Source organism: Acinetobacter sp. 5862 (genome assembly GCF_024494585.1).
GTDB lineage: Bacteria > Pseudomonadota > Gammaproteobacteria > Pseudomonadales > Moraxellaceae > Acinetobacter.
Window position 1 is genome coordinate 1 of sequence record NZ_JANHGP010000026.1, and the last position, 21,730, is coordinate 21,730.

Here is a 21,730-nt window from a genome sequence, read left to right on the forward strand (position 1 = left end):
CTTGAATTAAATAATTTTGCTGATTAATTTAAGATCAAATAAATTGTACGTTTTTTGATTTATGACGGAAGTCTATTGAATAAATATAAATACTTGAAAATCTAAAAAGAAATATATGTTTATCTTGGCATTCTCCTTGCATTGGATTGAATGATCTTTTAAGGGGAATTTAATGAAAAATATAATTTTGATTTCTACTTTTTTAATATTTCTCTCAACATCAGTATCCGCCTCAACAGCACCGAATATTCAAGAAATTCGTATTTCACTCGATAGTGTTTGGGTGGTTATTGGGGGGATCTTGGTGTTTTTCATGCAGGCAGGATTTGCATTGATCGAAAGTGGTTCAGTGCGTAGTAAAAATACCGTCAATGTACTGATGAAGAACTATATGGATACCTGTATCGGGGGCTTGGTATTTTGGTTGTTTGGATTTGGATTAATGTTTGGCTTAAATCAATCGGGATGGATTGGATTGAGCCACTTTATGCCAGATCAGATGGATGATTGGCACTGGAACTTACTTTTCTTCCAAATGATGTTCGCTGCGACAGCTACAACTATTGCGAGTGGAGCAATGGCAGAGCGTATCCATTTTGTTGCCTATGTGGTAAGTGCCATTTTTGTGAGTGGTGTGATTTATCCAGTTTTTGGCAGTTGGGCGTGGGGTGGTTTGTTTGGGGGAGATGGTTGGCTTAAAGCAATGGGCTTTATTGATTTTGCAGGTTCTACAGTTGTGCATTCTATCGGTGGTTGGGTAGCTCTTGCAGGGATTATTGTCCTTGGCCCTCGTTTAGGGCGATTTGGGCGTAAAGGACAAAGCCATTTTTTAGCTGGACATAATTTACCTCTAGTTGCGCTAGGTGGGTTTATTTTGTGGTTTGCTTGGTTTGGTTTTAATGCTGCTTCAACCGTTGCAGCCAGTGTTAGTATTGGGCGTATTGCACTGAATACACATCTTGCTGCGTGTGCAGCAGCTTCAACTTACATGATTCTTGCACTGCTTCAATCAAAAGCAGTCTTGATGCGTCATACGATTAATGCTTCATTAGCGGGCCTAGTCGCAATTACGGCAGGATGTGCCACAATGTCACCGCCGTTTGCCATTATCACAGGGGCAATTGCGGGATTATTAATTACCTTTGTTCCACAATTTATAGAAAAGATGCAATTAGATGATGTGGTGGATGCTGTCACTGTTCATGGTGTTTGTGGTGCATGGGGGACATTAGCCGCAGGTATTTTCTTTGAAAAAGCACTATTTAATTTAGATATTATTCTTGTTCAGGCCTTGGGTGTGGGGTCTGCATTGATTTGGGGATTTGGTGCATCTTTTATTATGTTTAAATTACTCGATAAGCTCTTGGGTGGTTTGCGAGTTTCACAACAACATGAACAACGTGGTTTGGACTACACTGAACATGCGGAGTTATCTTATCCTGAGTTTCAAAGAGATGTGACTTTTGAGACTGAAAACATCACTCATCGGCATTAAGGGGTGATTGCTATGGTGGAACTGACAATTGAACAAAAGAAGCAGGCAGTCACAAAAGGATTATCCCAATTTTTGCCAGATACCGTGTTGCAACGTGTTTTACACTATTGGGAAAGTGAATATGGTCATCAGCCTTCTTTTGTATTAAACCGTTTTTTAAGTGAAATTTGTACAACACATGAGTTGCAGTTGCTCCGCAAAGACATGTTGCGTCAGGTCTTGCATGAAATATCGATTGTTGAAAAGCAGCAACATCTTGAGGTTAAAGAGGATCTAGAGGTGGTGATTGCGGAAGAAGAGCAGCCTGTAGATCTATTTCAAGCTTTTTATGATTTTATAATCACAATTTTAAAGTCAGTTCATCGGAATGATTATTTAGAGTTCGTAGATGAATTGGGGATAAAAATGAAAAAGCATCGCTTATTGGCTGCTTATCGATTTATTGATGGTTCAGAAAAAAATTGTCTTAAGCAAATACCTCAAACACTCTATGCTGAACTGATTACAATTTTTTATGCCATTTATTGTGATTTTTATGGACCAAATAAAGCTGATCAGCTCTATGCGCAGATTAAGAATACAGTGAAGCAACAATATCCTGAAATTGATTTAAAACAGTTACTATGAATATAAAAAAAGCGACCAATTTGGGTCGCTTTTTTGAGCATTACGCTACTGATTCTGGTACACGCCACAAACTTTCTAAGTCATAGAACTTACGGGCGGTAGGTAGCATAACGTGTACAACAACGAACCCTAGATCAATTAGGATCCATTCAGCGTCTCGTTCACCCTCAACACCAATTGGGCGAAAACCTGCTTTACGTGCTTCATCAGCAACATTGTCAGCAAGTGCTTTTACGTGACGAGTAGATGTTCCGCTTGCAATTACAATCGCATCGGCAACATTGCTAATAGAACTTACATCAAGTTCTAGAATATCTTTGGCTTTTACATCAGTAAGGGCCTCATGTACAACTTTTAAACAAGTATGTACATCTTTGTTTGCTGTTTTGATTTTTAGGTCGTGAGAATTAGAAGCGCTGGGCGATGGTTCTAAATTCATAGAGGGTATATTTTCCTGACAATTGCTCATCGTCAAATATACCGTTTTTCTCTATAAAATTCAAATTTCAGCAGTAACAGTTTATGTATTCACGTCATTGGAAAAGTACTTTTCTTTCCATGCAAAAGATTGATCTGATTGAATTTTTGGTCGGTATTCTGCACCAATATAACCTTGATAGTCACTTTGACGTAACCAGTCAAAAATTTGCTTATAGGGAATATTTCCTGTGTCAGGTTCATGTCGATTTGGATAATCGGCAAATTGGATATGTCCAATTTGATATAAATTTTCCTGTAATCCAGCCAAAATCTCTTCACCCATCATTGCCATATGGTAACAATCGTACTGCATTTTTAAAGCAGGATGGTTGACGACTTCTAGCATTTCTTGGGCTTGAGCGATATTCTGAACTAGAAAGCGTGGCATATCTGTGCCATTAATCATTTCAAAAACGGGTTCAATACCTTGTTCAGTGAGCAAGTGGCAAGCAAGTTTCAAATTGCTTGCTAAGGTATTTAAACAGGGTAAGAGGTCAGCATCTTGAGGCTGTTTACCCGCTAAAATATTGACTCGAGGAACATTCAGAGCCTTTGCATAACGAATTGCAAGCATAAGGGCATGATGAAATTCAATTTCTTTTCCAGGAATACCTGCTAGGCCATTACCGCCCTGCATTAAATCGCCAGCAGGCACATTAATGAGGCAAAGAGAAAGATCGTATTGTTCAAGCTGAGTTTGAATGTCAAAAATTTCTAATTCATATGGGAACTGAATTTCGATATGTTGGAAGCCATGTGTATGGGCTAAAGCAAAACGCTCAATCAAAGGGACTTCCGTAAAAATCATCGACAAATTGACTGCAAGATGGCTCATATTCAATCTCCTTCAATCAATTATTATTGCTCTATATATTGAATAATAGTCGCTAAATCATTATCAGCAAAGCCGTTTTCTTGGTGGGCTTGTAACTGTAGTAGAGCTTTTTGTGCAACAGGTATATTTAGGTTAAAACTATGTGCAAGTTTTAATGCATTATTAAGGTCTTTGGATAAGGTCTGCACTTTCCATTGCACAGGCTCGAAAGTATGGGTTGCCATACGAGGAGCTAAAATTTGAAATGGTTTAGAATCTGCAAAACCGCCCGCGAGAGCAGGGGCAAGCAAGTTAGTATCTACGCCTGCTTGGCTTGCTAATGCAACAGCTTCTGCGATCAACGTGCTATTTGCTGCAACAATCAATTGATTACAAATTTTGGTGGCTTGTCCAGTCCCTGTTTCACCCATACGGGTGACACGTTGTGATAAGACTTTATAAATAGGCTCGAGTGCTTGGATGGTGTGTTCATCGCCACCAGCAAAAATGACCAATGTACCTTGTTCTGCCCCGATAGTCCCACCTGAAACAGGCGAGTCAATCCAAGTCACTTGTTGCTGTTGGGCAGATTGCGCCAATTGTTGTGTCACGGTTACCGACAAGCTAGAAAAATCAACAATCACTTGCTCTGCTTTTAAATAGGGCTGGATTTGATCGAAAACGCTTTGAACAGCTTGATCATCCGCTAAACATATTAAAATAACAGGGTATTCCGCAATCTTGTTCAATTCTAACTGAGTTGCACCTTGTTGAATAAGTGCTTCACATGCATGTTGGTTTCGATTCCATACCGCTACAGTATAACCAGCTTGAACAAGTCGAGAGGCCATACGTGTACCCATTAAACCCATACCTAAGAACGCGATAGGTGTTTGTTGATTCGCATGCATGTGAATTTATCCTCGTGCTTATTTATATTGGCGCGGCAAGAATTGAATTTCTGGATTCTTATCTTTTTTACGTGCAAGGCTACTGTTTTTACCTAAAAGTAATTTAAGCTGCCACAGTTTTTCTAAACGTAAAGCCTTTTCAGGTTGATGTTCCATTGCATCCAATACTCGTTTCGCTGCCATAATTGCATCTGGCGAGCGCTGTAAGATTTCTTGGGCGATCACGTTTGCTTTGGCTAATGGATCTTGATCTAAATGTGTCACTAGACCAATTTCTTTAGCGTATTCTGCGTCAAAGATACGCGCAGTCAGCGTTAGTTCTTTGGCTAGATCAACGCCGATCAGCCCTTTTAATGAGCGGGTTAAACCCATGTCAGGTACTAGGCCCCAACGGCTTTCCATAATCGACATTTTAGTAGTGGGAGTCGCAATACGAATATCCGCTGCGAGTGCAAGCTGCATTCCTGCACCAAAGCAAAAACCTTCGATCGCTGCAATAACAGGAATAGGCAAATTTTGCCAAATTAAAAAAGCTTTTTGAAATAAGCTTTGTCCTGGTTTGATCAGTTCCCATGCTGCAAATGCTGTATTTTTTGGATTATTTAGATCTGATAAGTCGATACCAGCACTAAATACCTGTGCTTCACCCGTGAGGATGACACAACGAATTGAACGATCTTTCTCAATTTTTTTAGCTGTTGCAACCAATTCTTTTAATAATGCAAAACTCATTGCATTGCGTTTATCTGGTCGATTTAAGGAAACAGTTGCAATCCCATTGTTCTTTTCAACGCGTAAAAGTGCCATTTACCATACTCTTATTGTGTTTGATTGGGGCAGCATAGCATGAGTCTTTAACCTGAAACATGACACCGCAGTCACATTAAATGTCATGGGCGTGTAAGATGAGATTTGCGGCTTGTCGCACCTGTTCAATGGCCGTGTTTAATTCATTAAAGCGATAATTTGTTTCCCGAATAAAGCCGTCATCTGCTTTACGTCGTTCTTTACGTAGGGTTGAAACGAATTGTTCAAACTCGCCCGAAACCTGTTGTAAATTCGGTGTTCCTACGTATCGAGTAGCACCATATAAACGGTGTAATACATGTTCCAGTTGAGGGAAGTCTTCCATTTCAATCAATTGTTGCATTTCAGCAAGTTCAGTATCGAAACTGTCTACCAACATATTCAATAGATCTTGTGCTAGATCTTCTTTGTTCGCTGCTAATTGAACACTTTGTTGCCAATTCAAAATTTGAGGATCAATCGTTTCAATCGAACGTTTTTGTTCCGTATTTGCTGGTTGGGAAGAGAAATTGTTTTTCGTCCAGTGCGTTAAGATTTGAATGATTTGTTCCATTTGAATCGGTTTGGTTACGTAATCATTCATACCAACTTTGAGTAATTTTTGCTTTTCGTCTGCTAGAGCATGTGCCGTGAGTGCAATAATCGGAAGTTGCATGCCTGTATCTAAAGTTGACTCTAAGGAACGAATTGCTCGTGTTGTATCAATTCCAGACATCACTGGCATTTGGATGTCCATAAAGACTAAGTCAAATGGCGGTAATTTTTGTTGTATACGTGCTTGAATGATATCAATCGCTTTCTGCCCACTGAGCGCTTTTGTAGTGGTGACATTCAATTCACCAAGTAATGCTTCCAGTACAATCAAGTTAGGTAAATGATCGTCTACAGCAAGTATATGTAATCCTTGACCATTAAAGTTTTCTGGTTCTGGCTCAAAGATAGGTTGATTTCCCAATAACTGAACTAGTTCACGACGACTCAACGGTTGGTAGAGTGGCCGCGCACGATATTCATTGAGCATGTTTGGCTCAAGGCTCATTTGATAACCGTAAACGGCTAAGTTTCCTTGGTAACGCTGACGAATTTCTTTGAGTAGTGCTTCTGTATCACCACTATGGTCAACGATAAGCCATGTATTTTCTTGCTGATTTAAATGATTCAGACGACTAAATAAATCCAAAATTGATTGTGTTTCGATATGTGAGACACAGTAGTTTTCTAAATATGAACGAAGCACACTCGCTGTGGCAGGATGGGCAAGGTAAGAGACTACTTTTAAATGATCGAAATGTGGATGCTCGACAAATTCATCTTGTTCATCTACTTTAAATGAAGCCGTAAACCAAAAAGTTGAACCTTTTTCTGTCGGTGCACGTTCTTGGTTGTCTTCAAAGCCAATTTGACCATGCATCAAATGAACAAGTTGTTTGGAAATCGCTAAGCCTAATCCTGTACCTCCAAATTGACGAGTAACGGAAGCATCACCTTGAGAAAATGATTCAAATAATTTTTTACGGTCGGTACCACTGAGACCAATACCACTATCTTGAACGCTGAAATGTAATAGGCATTGTCCAATATCATCATCTTCCATACGTACACGAACAATGATTTCACCATCTGGAGTGAACTTAATGGCATTGGAAATGAGGTTGGTCAGAATTTGTTTAAAACGTAAGGCATCGCCAACCACATGCTGTGGAATATTCTCAGCGTAGTAAAATGCCATGTTGATATGTTTTTGCGCTGCAAGCGGAGAAAGCATATCCATCACATCAAAAATAGCTTCTTCCAAATCAAATGGTGCAGTTTCGAGCTCTAATTTACCTGCGTCAATTTTAGAGAAATCAAGTACATCATTAATCAGTGCCAATAGGTGAGCAGATGATTTACGAATAGTCTGTAGGTATAGGTTTTGTTCATTGCTAAGGTTCTGCTGACGAAGCAATAAATGAATAAAGCCATCAATACTGTTGAGAGGTGTTCTTAGCTCATGGCTGATATTGGCTAAAAAGACTGATTTAGATTGATTTGATGAAATCGCTTGGTCACGTGCTTGACGATAGGTAATGTTCTGAACTTCGAGTGTGTCTAAGGTACGACGTAAATCCTCTTCGGTTTGTTCAGTATGCTCTTTCAACTCCAAGAAACTAAAATGTAAACGTTTGACTGCATTGGCAATATCACGCTGGAGCAGGCGTAACTCGCCTGTACTGTTCACCACAATATGCTGATCCAGCGTATCGGCATTCAGGCGCTGCATCTGCATACGAATTTCATAGAGTGGCGCCAGCCAGCGCCGTGAAAAAACATTCAGGCAAAATAGTAAAATCATCAGGGTAATCAGCCCTGTCGCTACCAAGGCTAATAGAATTTTATAACGAGCTAACTCAAGTGGCTGATTGTCTAATTCAATCATGAGCCAAATTGATTCGTTATGACCACCAGCCAATTTTGCACCATAGATGCTGTTGTGTTTATGTGCGATTGGACCAAAAAAATTACTGTTATTTGGAAAAGTTGGCCAAAAACGATTATTTTGATAACCAATACTGAGATAGGTTTGCCCTTGATTATCAATAATGACAGCGCGTTGTAAGTTTTTCTCATCAAACATTTTTTGCATAATGTTTTGAGCGCGATCATATTGATCGGGGTGTTGTTGTACCAGTTGCAGTAATTTTTCTGCGGTTTGATGATAACGAGCTAAGATCGCTGAAGCATCGGAATGCTGTTGTTGTTTGGCTGCACTGGTGGTTTCAGATAAAACCCATAAAATTCCAACACCTGTCAGTACGGCGATCGGCACTAAAATAAGTGCAATCAATTGTCCATAAGCATGATTGAGCCGTAAGCGTTTTGACAGGATTTTATTGAAATTTGACATAGTGCGGTCAGATTTATCATTCTGTGCAACATTTTAGCATGCTTTGTGGCAAACAGAGGTACGGGCTAGCCAATAAAAAGCATAGTGAAAAGGTGCAGTATTTCTTATTTTTTCATACAATAGTCGCCACCTTAATATCGGTGTCGATCATGACGAATACGCAAACTGATTTTTTAGCAGATGAATTTTTACTAGATTATTATGTCGGTAAAAGCCCTTTAGTGCGTTTGCAACGTTTAGCAAGTCATACTCAAGCTACCGTATTAGCGAAATTAGAAGGTAATAATCCTGCTGGCTCAGTCAAAGATCGCCCTGCTTATAACATGATTGTTCAAGCAGAGAAACGTGGACAAATTCAACCTGGTGATACTTTAATTGAAGCCACTAGCGGTAACACTGGCATTGCTTTAGCCATGGTTGCAGCCATGCGTGGTTATAAAATGAAGCTGATCATGCCAAATAACATGAGCCAAGAACGTAAAGATGCAATGTTGGCTTATGGTGCTGAGTTAATCGAAGTGACTAAACAGCAAGGTATGGAAGGCGCACGCGATTTAGCTTTACAAATGCAGGCTGATGGCAAGGGGTTTGTGCTGAACCAGTTTGGCAACCCAGATAATGTTGAGGCGCATTACCTCACCACAGGCCCTGAAATCTGGAAGCAGACGGGTGGAAAAATCACTCATTTTGTCAGCTCGATGGGTACTACAGGCACCATCATGGGGGTGTCAAAATATCTAAAAGAACAAAATCCAGACATTCAGATTGTGGGTTTACAACCTGAAGATGGAGCGAGCATTGCGGGAATTCGCCGTTGGCCTGAAGAATATCTTCCAACTATTTTTGATCGTCGTCGTGTGGATCGAATTATTGATATTCCACAGATTGAAGCAGAAAAAACCATGCGTAAGTTAGCACGTACTGAAGGTATTAGTGCAGGTACTTCTTCTGGTGGTGCAGTTTGGGCATCAATTAAAATTGCTGAAGAACATCCAGATGCTGTGATTGTCTGCATTATCTGTGACCGAGGTGATCGTTATTTGTCAACAGGGCTGTTTTCAGTTCAAGATTAAAATCTCCCCCTAATCCCTCTCTGTTAAAAAGAGGGAGAACACCTTCCTTTATAAAAGGTGGGTTGGGAGGGATTTGAAGAGATTTCAAGATGAATTTACGTTTTCCAATTTTAGTTTTTGATATTGAGACACTCACCGATTTAAAGGCGGGTGCTCATCTTTATCATCTTGATTTACCTGAAGCCGATGTTGAACAAGCCTTAACTAAGATTCGCCGTCAAGAATCTGGTATGGATTTTCAACGCCTACCTTTGCATGAAATTGTGTGTATTTCAGGTTTGTGGATTGATGAAAAAGGGATTCGACTTTTTTCATTTAGTCAGGAGCAAAATACAGAAGCTGAAATGTTGACTAAATTTTTATCTATTTTTGATAAGAAGCAACCGACACTAATCAGTTGGAATGGCTCGCAATTTGATCTGCCTGTGATTTTATTCCGCGCCATGTATCATGGTTTGTCTGCGTCAAGTTTATTTGATCAGGGTGAAATTGATAACCAAAAGCGTTTCAATAACTATCAAAACCGTTATCACCATCGTCATGTCGATTTGATGGATGTGATGGCAATGTTTAATGGTCGAAATTTTCAAAAACTTGATGATGTTGCTTGCCTTTTAGGATTCCCTGGAAAACGTGGTGAGACTGGTTATCATGTGCCAGAGTATGTGAGTACTGAACAATGGTTAAAACTGACCAGTTATTGTGAAGGTGATGTTTTAAATACATGGTTGATCTATTTACGTTGGTTGTTGCTCAAAGGGCAGCTTAATCAACATGATCATCAGCATTGGCTTCAAACCACGATCGATTATTTACAAACTCAAACGCAACAAACAGAATTCTTACAGGTATGGCAACAAACATCGCAATATACTGTATTTACCGCAAATACGTTTGCGCCAAAAAATTAGGTTGATCTTTTGAAACATAAAGCGAAACAGCGCCCAGCTCAATATCCGACATATACCTTTCAAATCGAAGCTTTTTCTCATGAGGGGCGAGGGATTGCGCATTATGGAACGCATCCTGATCATCCAAAAGAAAAGCATGGCAAGAAGGTTTTCATTCGTTATGCGCTCGTGGGTGAAACAGTACAAGCCAAGATTAGCAATCAAACTTCTCGTTTAGAAGAAGCGGATATGGTTAAGCTAGAAAGTGATGCGGCTGTGGGAAGAGTCGATCCAATTTGTCCGCATTTTGGGGTGTGTGGTGGCTGTAGCTTGCAACATATTCATCCAGATGAACAGATTTTATTAAAACAGAATGTATTAAAGTCACATTTACAACATTTTGCTGGTTTACAACCAGAGCAATGGTTAGATCCAATCCGCTCTGAAAAAATAGATTATCGTCGTCGTGCTCGAATCGGCGTTCGCTATATTGCGAAACAAAATCGTTTGGTGATGGGCTTTCGTGAGCATCACAGTAATCATTTAACACCGATTCAGCAGTGTCACGTACTTGATCAGCGTTTGTCCGAAAGTTTAGTAGAGTTGAGAAAACTACTCGAAAGTCTAACAGGCAAAGCCCACATTGGTCATATAGAATTAGCAATAGGTGATACCGAGACAGCATTATTGATTCGCCACTTGGATGAATTAAATGTGTCGGATGTCAACCAATTACGTCAATTTGCGTTACTAAAGGATTGGCAGTTGTATTTACAACCTAAAGGCGCAGACAGTTTACATCGTGTTGATGATGCTCAAGCACCGATGCGTTTGCACTATAGTCTGGATGAGTTTGCGGTTAAATTTGCATTTTCACCTTTAGACTTTACTCAGGTGAATAGCGGTGTAAATGCAAAGATGATTCACTTGGCATGTGAATTGCTAGATTTACAGAAAGGGGAGAGAGTGCTCGACCTGTTTTGTGGACTGGGTAATTTTTCCTTACCTTTAGCACGTTGTGTTGGTGAGACAGGTCAGGTCATTGGTGTTGAAGCAAGTGATGAGATGGTACAACGGGCAACTGAAAATGCGAAAGCAAATCAATTGTCTCAGGCATTGTTCTTTTCACAAGATTTAACAAAAGACTTTTCGCATCATTCTTGGGCAAAACAGGGATTTGATGCATTATTAATTGATCCTCCTCGATCAGGTGCGTTTGAAGTTATGCAATATGTACCTAATTTTGGAGCAAAAAGAATCGTTTATGTTTCATGTAATCCATCAACGCTGGCAAGGGATGCGGGTGTACTGGCACAATATGGTTATCAACTTAAAAAAGCGGCAGTCATGGATATGTTTACCCATACTGAGCATGTTGAATCAATTGCCTTATTTGAAAAAAATGAGCAATTTGAAAATACCCAAGAGATAAACGATTAGAGAATGAGTTACATATCCAGAGGAGAATGGTATGGTCACAGTACGTGAGCAGTTACCTGGGCGACTCCATGAGTTGTCAGAGGAAACGACTGTAGAACATGCCGCTGAAGCGCAAAGTGGTCTGGTCTCTTGGCTAGATCGAGTGCGTGATATTTTGGATGGGGCGGAGCTAAAGCAACTTCAAAAAGTTGCAGAGCTGACCTTGGCAAAAGAATTAGAAACCACGGTTCATCATCGTAGCAATACCTTTAGTACAGGTATTGGCATGGCTGATATTTTGGCGCATTTACATGTTGATGAAGACACATTGTCAGCGGCAGTGTTGTATCGAAGTGTGCGCGAAGGTTTAATTACTTTAGAGGATATTCAACAACAATTCGGCGAACAGGTGCTTGGTCTTGTACAAGGCACGCTTGCGATGGGTAAGCTCTCTGAATTGATTGAAAAAAATAAACGTTTAGAAGATCATTTTAATAACAATCAGCGTGAGCATTTAAACGGCATTTATAAAATGCTGATTTCAGTGACAGAAGATGTACGCGTTGTTTTGATCAAATTGGCTGAACGTACTTATGCTTTACGTGAATTAGCCACTGCAAGTAAAGAACGCCAAGAACGCGTTGCACGTGAGATTTTAACGATCTATTCACCACTTGCACATCGCTTAGGTATAGCACAGCTTAAATGGGAGCTAGAAGATCTCGCTTTCCGTTATTTGGCGCCTGAGCGTTATAAAGAAATTGCATCGTTGCTGAATGAAAAACGTTTAGAGCGAGAGCAATATATTCAGTTTGTGATTGATAAGCTAAAGACTGAACTGGGTATGCATCATATTCAGGCTGAAATCACTGGACGAGTGAAGCACATTTATTCGATTTATCGAAAAATGAAAAGTAAAAATCTGAGTTTTGATCAGCTTTATGATATTCGTGCAGTGCGTGTATTGGTCAAAAGTGTACCAGACTGTTATCACGCTTTAGGTATTGTGCATCAGCTGTGGCGTCATATCCCGAACCAATTTGATGACTATGTCACCAATCCAAAAGCCAATGGTTATCGCTCATTACACACGGCAGTGATTGCTGAAAATAAATCTTTAGAAGTACAAATTCGTACCTTCGAGATGCACAACGAAGCCGAATTGGGCGTTTGTTCGCATTTTAATTATAAAGAGGGTGCAAAAAATACCGATCATTCATTTAATCATCGTCTACATTCTTTACGTGCGGTATTGGAACATTATCAAGAGCGTACCGAAACCACACCCCATGGCGAAGATGAAGAGTCAAATGGTATAGATCAAATTCAAGATTTTGAAAATTTTGAAAAAATCTATGTATTTAGTCGTGATGGTGATATTAAAGAATTGCCTCGAGGTTCGACGGTTTTAGATTTTGCTTACCATGTACATACTGAGGTAGGTAATAAGTGTTATGCAGCACGTGTCAATCAACGTTATGTGCCATTAACTTATACGCTGAAAACGGGTGAACAGGTTGAGATTTTAACCAAAAAAGATCGTGAACCGAACCGTGATTGGTTGGTGAACTCTTTAGGTTATATCAAAACTGCTCGTGCGCGTGACAAGTTGCGCCATTGGTTTAGACAGCAAGATCGGAGTAAGAATGTTGAGGTGGGGCGTGAATTACTTAATAAAGAGTTAGCACGCTTAGCAATTCACCCGAAAAGCATCGATCTTAAAGACTATTCATCTCACTTTAATCTGAAATCTGGCGATGATATTTTAGTTGCTTTGGTCAGTGGTGATATCAGTCTCCATGCCTTGATGAATCAAGTCAATCGTCAGATGCACTTGGATCAAGATGAGCCTGAACTGGTCTTAAAGCCTGCCTTAAATCCACGTGCCAGCCATACGCTCTCAGCACACGGGATTTTGATTGACGGCTTGGATAATGTTGAATTACATATTGCACAGTGTTGTCAACCTGTGCACGGTGAGTCGATTGGTGGTTATATCACTTTAAACCGTGGGGTGAGTATCCATAAGATCGCTTGTCCAGATTATTTGCGTATGACGACACAAGAGCCTGAACGTGCTGTTGAAGCGGATTGGGAAATGCAGCCAACGCGTGGTCAGAGCGTGCAAATTGTGGTTGAAGCCTATGATCGTCGTGGTCTACTTAAAGACCTCACGCAAGTGATTTTCTCAGATCAAATAAATATTCGTCAGGTCAATACGATTTCTGAGGCAGATGGGATTGCCAATATGAAGTTACTGATTGAAGTGAAAGGTTTGGCACAACTGTCTCGTCTTTTAGCTCGTTTAGAGCAGCAACCAGGGATTATCAGCGCACGACGTTTGGTTCAGGGTAGTTGATTGACATTATATTTATAAAAAAGAACACTTTAAATGAATTTAAAGTGTTCTTTTTTTGCATCAACAAAAAATCATAAATTGAATATACACAGATTATTCGATCACCAACGAATCGGTTTTTCACTCGAACCTGGTGTGAGTTCAGCATCCGAGAGTGGTTCTGAACTCTCTACTTGTGTCGAGTTTTGTCGAGAGTAACTGATCGGCATTAAAGACAAGCCATTTAAGACATCATTACTTATTTGTTGTGCGAGTAAGTCTGATGAGGTTGTAGATTGTGAATTATGAATAAGCTCTCCTAGAGATTGGCGTTGCTGTTGATTTACAGTTCCTGCAGCAGCAACTTTTCCTGTATTCACTTCAATCACTCGCCAATTTAGACGGATTGCTTGTTGCCCAGCTGGAACAGCGCCATAAAATGAACGTCCTTGAGTCGTTTTTGCTTCATTGATACGTCCAACTAAAATATAGTCAGCACCCACTTTTTGCCCAAGTCTCGCCATTTCTGCTGGTGCACCATCCCAACGAAGAAAGGCATTTTCACTTGCCATTTCCTCAATATAGTCACGACTCACCAAACTTAACTGACGTGAGTTTGCCAGTTGAGTGCCGACCAAATCAGCAACTTCTGTCACAAAGTCATCAGCATCACTGCCATCTGTGATTTGAGTTTTTGAATAGTTATATTGAAATGGCATAACCGCAATACGGCGTAAGTGTTGATCCGCTACACTTGATTGAAACTTGCTAACATAAGCACGCACTTTGGCGCGGTAGTTCTTGCCCGAACCCGAAACGCTTAACACCTGAAAACGATTAATCGCATTAGTGCCCTGTGTTTCAACACTGAACACAGGCGAGGTTTTTCCTTGGTAGCTCCAATGGTTGTTGCTGACCACCATGTTCACTTCTTCCGCTAAGTCAGTGCGTGAGCTGACACTGGTGCCATTTACAGACTGGGCCGCAATCAGCAAGGCTTCTGCAATAGCCTGTTGTTGGGTTGGGCCGCTACCTGTGGCTTCTTTCATGACTTCTTGTAGGGCGGCGTTGGCTGAGTGAATTGTTGTTAAGCAGAACAGGGCTGCACAAAGTAAGGATTTCATCATTTTCTATCATTCTATATGACCCGATGTTCAGCAGGTGCTGAGCATCGGGTTTATTGTTGTTGTGAATGGTTTATAGACCAAAAGTAGCACGTTTAGCCGATTTACGAATTTCTTTTTCGCCTGTCCATTCAACAATACCTGTTTTCAGGTTTTGTAATTTGAAAGTGAACTTGTAGTACACATCACTCTTACCGCCTGAATTTTTGACGATGCTGGATAAGTTACCATTCAGCATGTATTCAGCGGCAATTTGAGAGCCTGTTTTCACTGCTGTACGTTTGTCTACCATGCCACTTTGCTGTTGATAAGCTAACTGGTCTGCCATTGCACCGACAGAAGTCATGTCAACGAAACGGAATTTTCCAGAATTAATCAGTTTGTTCTGGATGGTGTCAGTGATGGATTCAGTATCAATATGCTCTTGGGTCTTGTTTTTGATACGGTCAACAAACAGTACTGGACGGCGAGCCTGAGTCATTTCAATCACGGGTGGAAACGCCAGCATGTCATCAACCATCTTGGCTGCGATTTGTTGAAGGTCGGTTGAACCAAAATCTTTGGTTAAGGTTTCAGTTGCCTGTGCATCGCCATAAGATACAGCCTGGGAGGCACAGCCACTGAACAATGCCATGCTGCCAATTGTGGTTGCTAAAGCCAAAGTACGGAATTTCATGTTTTACCCCTTATAAATAAGCTGTTGATTAGTCTTTCTTCATGTAAATAAGTACATCAACACCACTTGGATTGGGTGCGACAGACTGAACGGTTTTTACTTCACGCCCTTGTAATGTGATTGGTTTCCAAGTTGCACCTTCTGGATTGATTTCTGTTCCATTGGCATCAAACCAAACAACTTTGTATTCAAAAGATTGTTCGTAGAACCAACCATTTTTTAAGGCGAGTGATGCTTTTTTAATATCTCCAAGACTGACCATATTGATTCGATTGACACCAATACGGGTTGCGAGAATAGGATTACCTGTCATGGTTCTTACATTGCTTGCACCAGTATTTGGGTCTGTTTGTGTACGCATCGCATTTGGTGCTGTACATGCAGTTAAGCCAAGGCTAAAGCTACACAGAATTATGGGTAAAAGGCGTTGTTTCATTATGTTTTACTCAAGTTATTATTTAGCGATACTGAAGCTATCAGCGACAATTTGTTGGTTGGTTTCGATACCATGAATGAAGGTCGTCTGATTAGCTTTCACTTCAATATTGATCGATTGATTTGCATAGTTGTTTTTAAGTTGGATGGTATGACTACCAACAGGGAGTAAAAGGCGAGTGACTTGTGCATTGCTTGGGAGGGTATTCCATGCACGAACATCTGCTTTTTCTGTGGCAGTGTTATAGATATTGCCTGCAAGTTGTCCAAATACGCCTAAACGATTGCCCAGTTCTTTTTGTACAGCGTATTTCGCTGTAGAACGTGCAATTTGAGTTGTGAGATTAGCGGTAATCTTTTCTTTTAGTGTTTTTACAGCCAACGCACCAATATCAGTAAGTAATGCTGTATTTGCAACGGTTTTCCCATTTACAGCCACATCAACCTGACTTGGTGCAACATAGGTTGAAGGGTCATAGCTTGCAAATGAGATATTCACTAACCCATTTGGTGTTGGAATTGCTAAGGTCGAAGAAATTTTTTGAGGAACTAATCCTTGCTCCAGAAAAATAACAACTGGATATTGACCATTTGCTTTCTTTGCGGCGTTATCGAGTCGTTTTACATCATTTTTAATAAAATCATTTGGCTGTAGTTCATATGCTTTTTTATAATCAACTAAAGCATCATTTTTTTCACCCAAGGCTTCCCATAATGTTGCCGCCATATAAAATGCATACGCATTTTGATAGGTATTTTTTACTTTACCCGCAATTGTATTTAGTCCAGCTAAAGCTTCATCGTATTCAGCTGGAGCAGAATTAACATTTTGACCTTTAGCTGCTGCTTTTTCTGCTTCTTTGCTATGAGCTAATTCAATTTCGCGTTGAATACGTTGCGCTACACGCATTTCAACAGCCGCGCCCTCAGTATTATTTAAAGCTAGATAGTTTATTGATTGGTAAACATGTGCTAATACCTGTTCATATTCAGGAATCTTATAAGGGGCTACACTATCATTACTCACGAGGGAAAGTGCCTTAAAACCTAATTTAGAGGCGCTAATTGTTGCTTTATTATTTTGAGCATCTAATAGTTCAAATGCTTTTTCAAAAGTTTGCTTACTGGCTTCATATTGTTTGTTTGCTTGTTCTAAACGCGCCTTTTCTAATAGATACAACGCTGCATCATTATTTTTAGCTTTTTTTTCAAATAATTCTTGCGTTGGTGCCGATATCGGTTGAGTCAATGATGAACGAAAATTTTGAGCCGTATCCGTATAGTTATCAAATAAACCAGCATGTGCTTGAGTTGTTAAACCAGAAATCGATAAACTTATGCAACTGATGAATAAGAGTGAAAGCTTTGGTTTTAATAATAAAGATGACATATAAACCCCTAAAAATACAAAATGTATTAAAAAATTATGCAAATATACAAAAAGTTATAAATAATTAACAGGGATTTAAGGAGATATTTAATAAATATTTTTATTTTATAAAGTAAAAGATTTATTTTATTAGTATAAGTTTTTGAAACATAATATTTATTTTGATTCATTCAAATATTATTTGAATGAATCTTTTAATTTATCTTTTTGATAAAAAAATATTGGTCAATCGATTTAAAAACTGTGGACTAATGCTTGAGAGTTGATACATCAGCTTAGTTTTGATACCTACAGGGGTATGCGTTGGAATCAGGGCATGATCTTTTTGTTGTGCTAGATGTAATACTTGTTTTGCTACATCAACGGGGGGTAAATCTACGCCAATATTTTGAATACTGCCCGCATCCATATTCTTCACCATATTGGTTTGTACAAATAAAGGCATTACATCGAGTACACGAATATTATATTTTTGCCACTCTACATCTAAGGCTTCTGTTAAACCACGAACAGCAAACTTACTTGCTGAATATGAGGCTAAATCAGCTTGTCCATAAATTGCTGAAGCTGAAGAAAGATTAATTACACGGGCAAAACTCGCTTTTTCTAGATGGGGTAACCCAGCATGGCAACCATTCAGAACGCCTTTGATATTGATATCCACAGTGCGATGATGGGATTGAATTGACGTCTCTTCAAATGCGCCAGAGTATAAGATTCCAGCGTTGTTAATTAAAATATTCAGTTCGCCTGCCCAATTTTTAAAATCTTGTAGTGCTATTTTCCACTGACGAAAGTTACTGACATCTAAATAACCCGCTTTAGCATTTTCACCAAGTTCGTTGGCTAAACGAAGCGCTTGCTCATCATTAATATCATAAATACCGACTTTGTAACCATGACGATGAAAGATACGTGCAATCTCAGCACCAATTCCTTGTGCTGCCCCGCTAATAAATACGCTATGTTGCATTGCTTTCCCTTGCTTTATCATATTTCTTTAATCGGCGTATATTACGCATAAGCAGGTTCAAGCTGCAACATTTTGGTGTATTTGGAGGAATTCATGGAAAAGTTATTAGAAATCATGCACGAATTAAGACAAAAGTGTCCATGGGATCAACAACAAACACCAAATAGTTTGACGCGTTATACGATCGAAGAAGCTTATGAGGTGGAAGCTGCGATTCGAGAGGGCGATCTAAATGAAATTCGTAATGAGTTAGGCGATTTGTTATTGCAGGTCGTGTTCCAATCTCAGATGTATAGTGAACAAGGCGCATTTAACTTCCATGATGTGGTAGATGCAATTAGTGAAAAATTAATTCGTCGTCATCCACATGTATTTCAAGCTGAAAAATATCAAAATTTAGATCCAAAACAAGTCAGTGAACTATGGAAACAAATTAAGCAACAAGAAAAACAAGGTAAGGCTCAATCTCGACTAGATGACGTGAAACATGCGCCAGCATTGGTACAGGCACATGAGATTCAAAAAAAAGCAGCGCAGTTGGGTTTTGATTTTGAAACAGTTGAAGATGCTTATGGGAAGTTAAATGAGGAATTAGAGGAATTACAACAGGCAATAAAAACTAAAAAAACTGATGAAATACAAGAAGAATTTGGAGATTGTCTATTTTCTTTAATTAACATAGGACGTAAAATTGGCGTGTCGAGTGAGACTGCATTATTGGCAACGATTCATAAATTTAGAAGCCGATTTGCATATATTGAACAACAAGCACAAAGACAAAATAAAGACTTGCAAGAAATGAGTTTGGCAGAAATGGATGAACTCTGGGAGCAAGCAAAACGACACTTAAAACTTCAGGGGAAATCCAATGAATTTGCCGCAACCACGCAGCAAACATAACTTTGTTCTATTTATTTTTATATTTTTAAGCTGCTTTGTTTATGTGAGTGCACAGCCATTTGATCAATCCTATGAAAAATGGAAAGCTCAACAACAAGCACGTGATCAGCAATTAGCGAAGCAGTCTAACTATAATTATTATTTATCAAGACCCACGCCACAGAAAAGCTCCCAGCAAGTTTCATCTTCTACCAATATTCAGGGCGATAAGATTAGTTTGAACCAAGCAAATTTACAGCAGTTACAGACTTTAAATGGCGTTGGTGAGAAAAAGGCTCAGGCTATTGTGGAATATCGCCAAAAGAATGGTGGTTTTAAAACGGTAGATGAGTTGGTCAATGTCAAAGGAATTGGTCCAAAATTACTTGAAAAAAATAAAGCACGCTTAGCATTATAGGATAAAAATAAAGATGATATTGCAATTAAAACATACTGATCTGTTGAAACTTCAACAGAATAAATTGCCCTTTGAGTGTGTTAGAGCTATGATTAGCGACAAATTGTTATTTACGTCCTGACGTAGGAGACAGTGTCTTTTGCAAACTTTGCGTGCGTCAAAATGTGGTTTGTCCACAGCCCAACTCCCTTCTTCAATATTAGATGTAATCGATAGCCTAACGAAAGCGGGCTATGAGGCATATATTGTGGGCGGCGGTGTTCGCGATATGATGTTAGGTCTTAATCCTAAGGATTTTGATGCTGTCACCAATGCAACACCAGCACAAGTGAAAGAAGTTTTTGGTCGACGTTGCCGAATTATTGGTCGACGTTTCGAATTAGCACATGTTTATTCTGGTCGCGAACTGATTGAGGTGGCGACTTTCCGTGCCCCACCGAAAAAAGCGGTGACCAGTGCATCTGGAATGATTCTTCGGGACAATAACTGGGGAACCATTGAGCAGGATTTCGCGCGCCGTGATTTTTCCATCAATACCCTGTATTACCAGCCACGTAAAGGCATCGTACTTGATTTTTGTCATGCGGTTGATGATATTAAAACCCGTACCCTGCGTTTTTTGGGAGAGCCTGCCCAGCGTTTTGAGGAAGACCCTGTACGCATGCTGCGAGCATTGCGTTTCGCCGCAAAACTGAATTTCCAGATTGACCAATCCATTCTTGATGTTTTCAGTGTTGAGATGACGCAGTTGTTGCGGGATGTCTCACCGCACCGCCTATATGACGAGTCACAAAAACTATTTACCATGGGGCACCTGACGCAGGTCTTGCCAATGCTGATAGAGTTTGGTGTCTGGAAACAGTTGTTTGCTGAAATTCCACCCAGCCTTACTGCCTTTATTGAGCGTGCGGCCAAAAATACTGATCAACGAATTCAAATTGGTAAGACCATTAATCCCGCATTTTTTTATGCAGTATTGTTATGGAAGCCTTTCTTAGAGCGTTGTGATTTTTATTTAAATAAAGGTGTTGTTCCTGCTGAAGCACGTGCCCAAGCTGGTTTAGATGTATTGAAACGTCAAGCCACACGTACCATTATTCCTCGTTTTGCTGAAACTTTTATTCGTGAAGTATGGGAAATGCAAACCCGTTTGCTCAATCCAAAACCACAGCAAATTGAAGCTTTAGCTGGACATGCACGTTTTCGTGCAGGCTTTGACTTCTTGTTGTTACGTGAGAAATCAGGTGATAGCAGTACTGAAGGCATGGGTATTTGGTGGGAAGCTTACCAAGAAATGTCAATCGATCAAAAAGAAGTCGCAATTCGTCAATACAACCGCCAACGTAGTAAAACACGCCGTAAGACAGTTGATGTTGATGAGCCAAAGACCACTGAGATTGAGCCTTTGGTCAATGCCCCTGAGCCTAGAAGCCGCCGTGCCAAGAAAGAACGTGTTAGAGCAGATGAATCAACTAGCCGTTTTATTGAAAAAGCGACTGCCGTTTCAGGACAAATCAATGCAGATCATCCGATCCTTAAGCGTAAGCGTGTACAACGTGATCTCAGCCAAGTGGTTTTTGGACCGACGCAATGACTATTCGTACCTATATCGGTTTAGGCAGTAACTTAGGCGATTCACAACAGATTCTTAGCGAAGCTGTTGTGAAGTTGGCTAGTTTAGGTTCGGTAAAAGTTTCAAGGCTTTATCAAAGTCCGCCGATGGGTCCTCAGGACCAGCCAAATTATCTAAATGCCGTTGTTCAATTGGACACGACACTTGAAGCACTTGCCTTATTAGACCAATTACAACAATTTGAGCAAGAAGCAGGTCGTATTCGTTTAAGGCGATGGGGAGAGCGCACGCTTGATTTGGATCTATTGATTTATGGTCAAGAGCAGATTCAAAATGAACGTTTGACCGTACCACATATTGGTATTTTAGAGCGTGATTTTGTGATCCTTCCCTTATTAGATTTAGATGCTCATTTACACTTAAATGGGCACTCATTAAAAGATTTAGAACTAGTGCAGCAAGCAAACTTAACTGTAATCGCAGATCAATCTTGGGCAACGGCGTAAGATTGTTTCGTTCTG

Annotated in this window: 20 protein-coding genes; 10 read left to right on the forward strand and 10 right to left on the reverse strand. The window is 39.9% G+C overall.

Annotation, left to right across the window (positions count from 1 at the left end; translation table 11 throughout):
- Positions 1 to 172: 172 nt before the first annotated feature.
- A complete protein-coding gene (locus NO346_RS04835; protein ID WP_256414437.1) occupies positions 173 to 1,495 on the forward strand; it encodes an ammonium transporter in 1,323 nt (440 codons plus the stop codon).
- Positions 1,496 to 1,507: 12 nt separating this feature from the next.
- Positions 1,508 to 2,122, forward strand: a complete 615-nt coding sequence (locus NO346_RS04840; RefSeq protein WP_249571002.1) for a hypothetical protein — start codon at positions 1,508 to 1,510, stop codon at positions 2,120 to 2,122.
- A gap of 40 nt (positions 2,123 to 2,162) precedes the next feature.
- On the opposite strand, the gene rsfS is transcribed toward NO346_RS04840, so the two are convergent.
- The 5 genes from rsfS to NO346_RS04865 all read right to left on the reverse strand — a co-directional run bounded on the left by rsfS (position 2,163) and on the right by NO346_RS04865 (position 8,021).
- Positions 2,163 to 2,561 (reverse strand): ribosome silencing factor, encoded by a 399-nt coding sequence (gene rsfS, locus NO346_RS04845; RefSeq protein ID WP_256414438.1) that lies wholly within the window; start codon positions 2,559 to 2,561, stop codon positions 2,163 to 2,165.
- Positions 2,562 to 2,642: 81 nt separating this feature from the next.
- Positions 2,643 to 3,437: a hydroxypyruvate isomerase family protein gene (locus tag NO346_RS04850; RefSeq protein WP_256414439.1), complete on the reverse strand. Its 795-nt coding sequence runs from the start codon at positions 3,435 to 3,437 to the stop codon at positions 2,643 to 2,645.
- Positions 3,438 to 3,460: 23 nt separating this feature from the next.
- Positions 3,461 to 4,327 (reverse strand): NAD(P)-dependent oxidoreductase, encoded by an 867-nt coding sequence (locus tag NO346_RS04855; protein ID WP_256414440.1) that lies wholly within the window; start codon positions 4,325 to 4,327, stop codon positions 3,461 to 3,463.
- A gap of 18 nt (positions 4,328 to 4,345) precedes the next feature.
- On the reverse strand, positions 4,346 to 5,134 hold the full coding sequence (locus tag NO346_RS04860) for a crotonase/enoyl-CoA hydratase family protein (protein ID WP_005164310.1): 789 nt from the start codon (positions 5,132 to 5,134) through the stop codon (positions 4,346 to 4,348).
- Positions 5,135 to 5,210: 76 nt separating this feature from the next.
- The gene (locus tag NO346_RS04865) at positions 5,211 to 8,021 is read right to left on the reverse strand and encodes an ATP-binding protein (RefSeq protein WP_256414441.1); all 2,811 of its coding nucleotides are present in this window, start codon (positions 8,019 to 8,021) and stop codon (positions 5,211 to 5,213) included.
- Positions 8,022 to 8,170: 149 nt separating this feature from the next.
- Between NO346_RS04865 and cysM the strand changes: the two genes are divergently transcribed.
- From cysM to NO346_RS04885, 4 genes are all read left to right on the forward strand, one after another.
- Entirely contained in the window at positions 8,171 to 9,094 is a 924-nt protein-coding gene (gene cysM, locus NO346_RS04870) for a cysteine synthase CysM (protein WP_004678341.1), read from the forward strand.
- An 89-nt stretch (positions 9,095 to 9,183) separates the two neighbouring features.
- Positions 9,184 to 10,005 (forward strand): 3'-5' exonuclease, encoded by an 822-nt coding sequence (locus NO346_RS04875; RefSeq protein WP_256414442.1) that lies wholly within the window; start codon positions 9,184 to 9,186, stop codon positions 10,003 to 10,005.
- A 9-nt stretch (positions 10,006 to 10,014) separates the two neighbouring features.
- Positions 10,015 to 11,424 carry a 23S rRNA (uracil(1939)-C(5))-methyltransferase RlmD gene (gene rlmD / locus NO346_RS04880; protein WP_256414443.1) on the forward strand — a complete coding sequence of 470 codons (1,410 nt, stop codon included), beginning with the start codon at positions 10,015 to 10,017 and terminating at the stop codon, positions 11,422 to 11,424.
- A 31-nt stretch (positions 11,425 to 11,455) separates the two neighbouring features.
- Complete coding sequence (locus NO346_RS04885; RefSeq protein WP_256414444.1) at positions 11,456 to 13,762, forward strand: bifunctional (p)ppGpp synthetase/guanosine-3',5'-bis(diphosphate) 3'-pyrophosphohydrolase; 2,307 nt, start codon at positions 11,456 to 11,458, stop codon at positions 13,760 to 13,762.
- Between the two features lie 101 nt (positions 13,763 to 13,863).
- Here NO346_RS04885 and NO346_RS04890 read toward each other — a convergent pair whose 3' ends face one another.
- From NO346_RS04890 to NO346_RS04910, 5 genes are all read right to left on the reverse strand, one after another.
- Entirely contained in the window at positions 13,864 to 14,865 is a 1,002-nt protein-coding gene (locus NO346_RS04890; protein ID WP_171295137.1) for a CsgG/HfaB family protein, read from the reverse strand.
- Positions 14,866 to 14,938: 73 nt separating this feature from the next.
- On the reverse strand, positions 14,939 to 15,541 hold the full coding sequence (gene lpoB, locus NO346_RS04895) for a penicillin-binding protein activator LpoB (RefSeq protein ID WP_005164332.1): 603 nt from the start codon (positions 15,539 to 15,541) through the stop codon (positions 14,939 to 14,941).
- Positions 15,542 to 15,569: 28 nt separating this feature from the next.
- The gene (locus tag NO346_RS04900) at positions 15,570 to 15,977 is read right to left on the reverse strand and encodes a DUF1425 domain-containing protein (RefSeq protein ID WP_005164336.1); all 408 of its coding nucleotides are present in this window, start codon (positions 15,975 to 15,977) and stop codon (positions 15,570 to 15,572) included.
- An 18-nt stretch (positions 15,978 to 15,995) separates the two neighbouring features.
- Positions 15,996 to 17,366 (reverse strand): COG3014 family protein, encoded by a 1,371-nt coding sequence (locus tag NO346_RS04905; RefSeq protein WP_256414445.1) that lies wholly within the window; start codon positions 17,364 to 17,366, stop codon positions 15,996 to 15,998.
- Between the two features lie 199 nt (positions 17,367 to 17,565).
- Positions 17,566 to 18,339, reverse strand: a complete 774-nt coding sequence (locus tag NO346_RS04910) for an SDR family oxidoreductase (RefSeq protein WP_256414446.1) — start codon at positions 18,337 to 18,339, stop codon at positions 17,566 to 17,568.
- Between the two features lie 93 nt (positions 18,340 to 18,432).
- Between NO346_RS04910 and mazG the strand changes: the two genes are divergently transcribed.
- The 4 genes from mazG to folK all read left to right on the forward strand — a co-directional run bounded on the left by mazG (position 18,433) and on the right by folK (position 21,715).
- Entirely contained in the window at positions 18,433 to 19,239 is an 807-nt protein-coding gene (gene mazG, locus NO346_RS04915) for a nucleoside triphosphate pyrophosphohydrolase (RefSeq protein ID WP_256414447.1), read from the forward strand.
- Positions 19,208 to 19,636 carry a ComEA family DNA-binding protein gene (locus NO346_RS04920; RefSeq protein ID WP_256414448.1) on the forward strand — a complete coding sequence of 143 codons (429 nt, stop codon included), beginning with the start codon at positions 19,208 to 19,210 and terminating at the stop codon, positions 19,634 to 19,636. Before mazG ends, NO346_RS04920 begins: the two co-directional genes overlap by 32 nt.
- 139 nt (positions 19,637 to 19,775) lie before the next feature.
- Positions 19,776 to 21,230 (forward strand): polynucleotide adenylyltransferase PcnB, encoded by a 1,455-nt coding sequence (gene pcnB, locus NO346_RS04925; RefSeq protein ID WP_256414449.1) that lies wholly within the window; start codon positions 19,776 to 19,778, stop codon positions 21,228 to 21,230.
- Positions 21,227 to 21,715, forward strand: coding sequence for a 2-amino-4-hydroxy-6-hydroxymethyldihydropteridine diphosphokinase (gene folK, locus NO346_RS04930; protein ID WP_087545610.1), 489 nt, complete (start codon positions 21,227 to 21,229; stop codon positions 21,713 to 21,715). The genes pcnB and folK overlap by 4 nt, the downstream gene beginning before the upstream one ends.
- Positions 21,716 to 21,730: the final 15 nt, after the last annotated feature.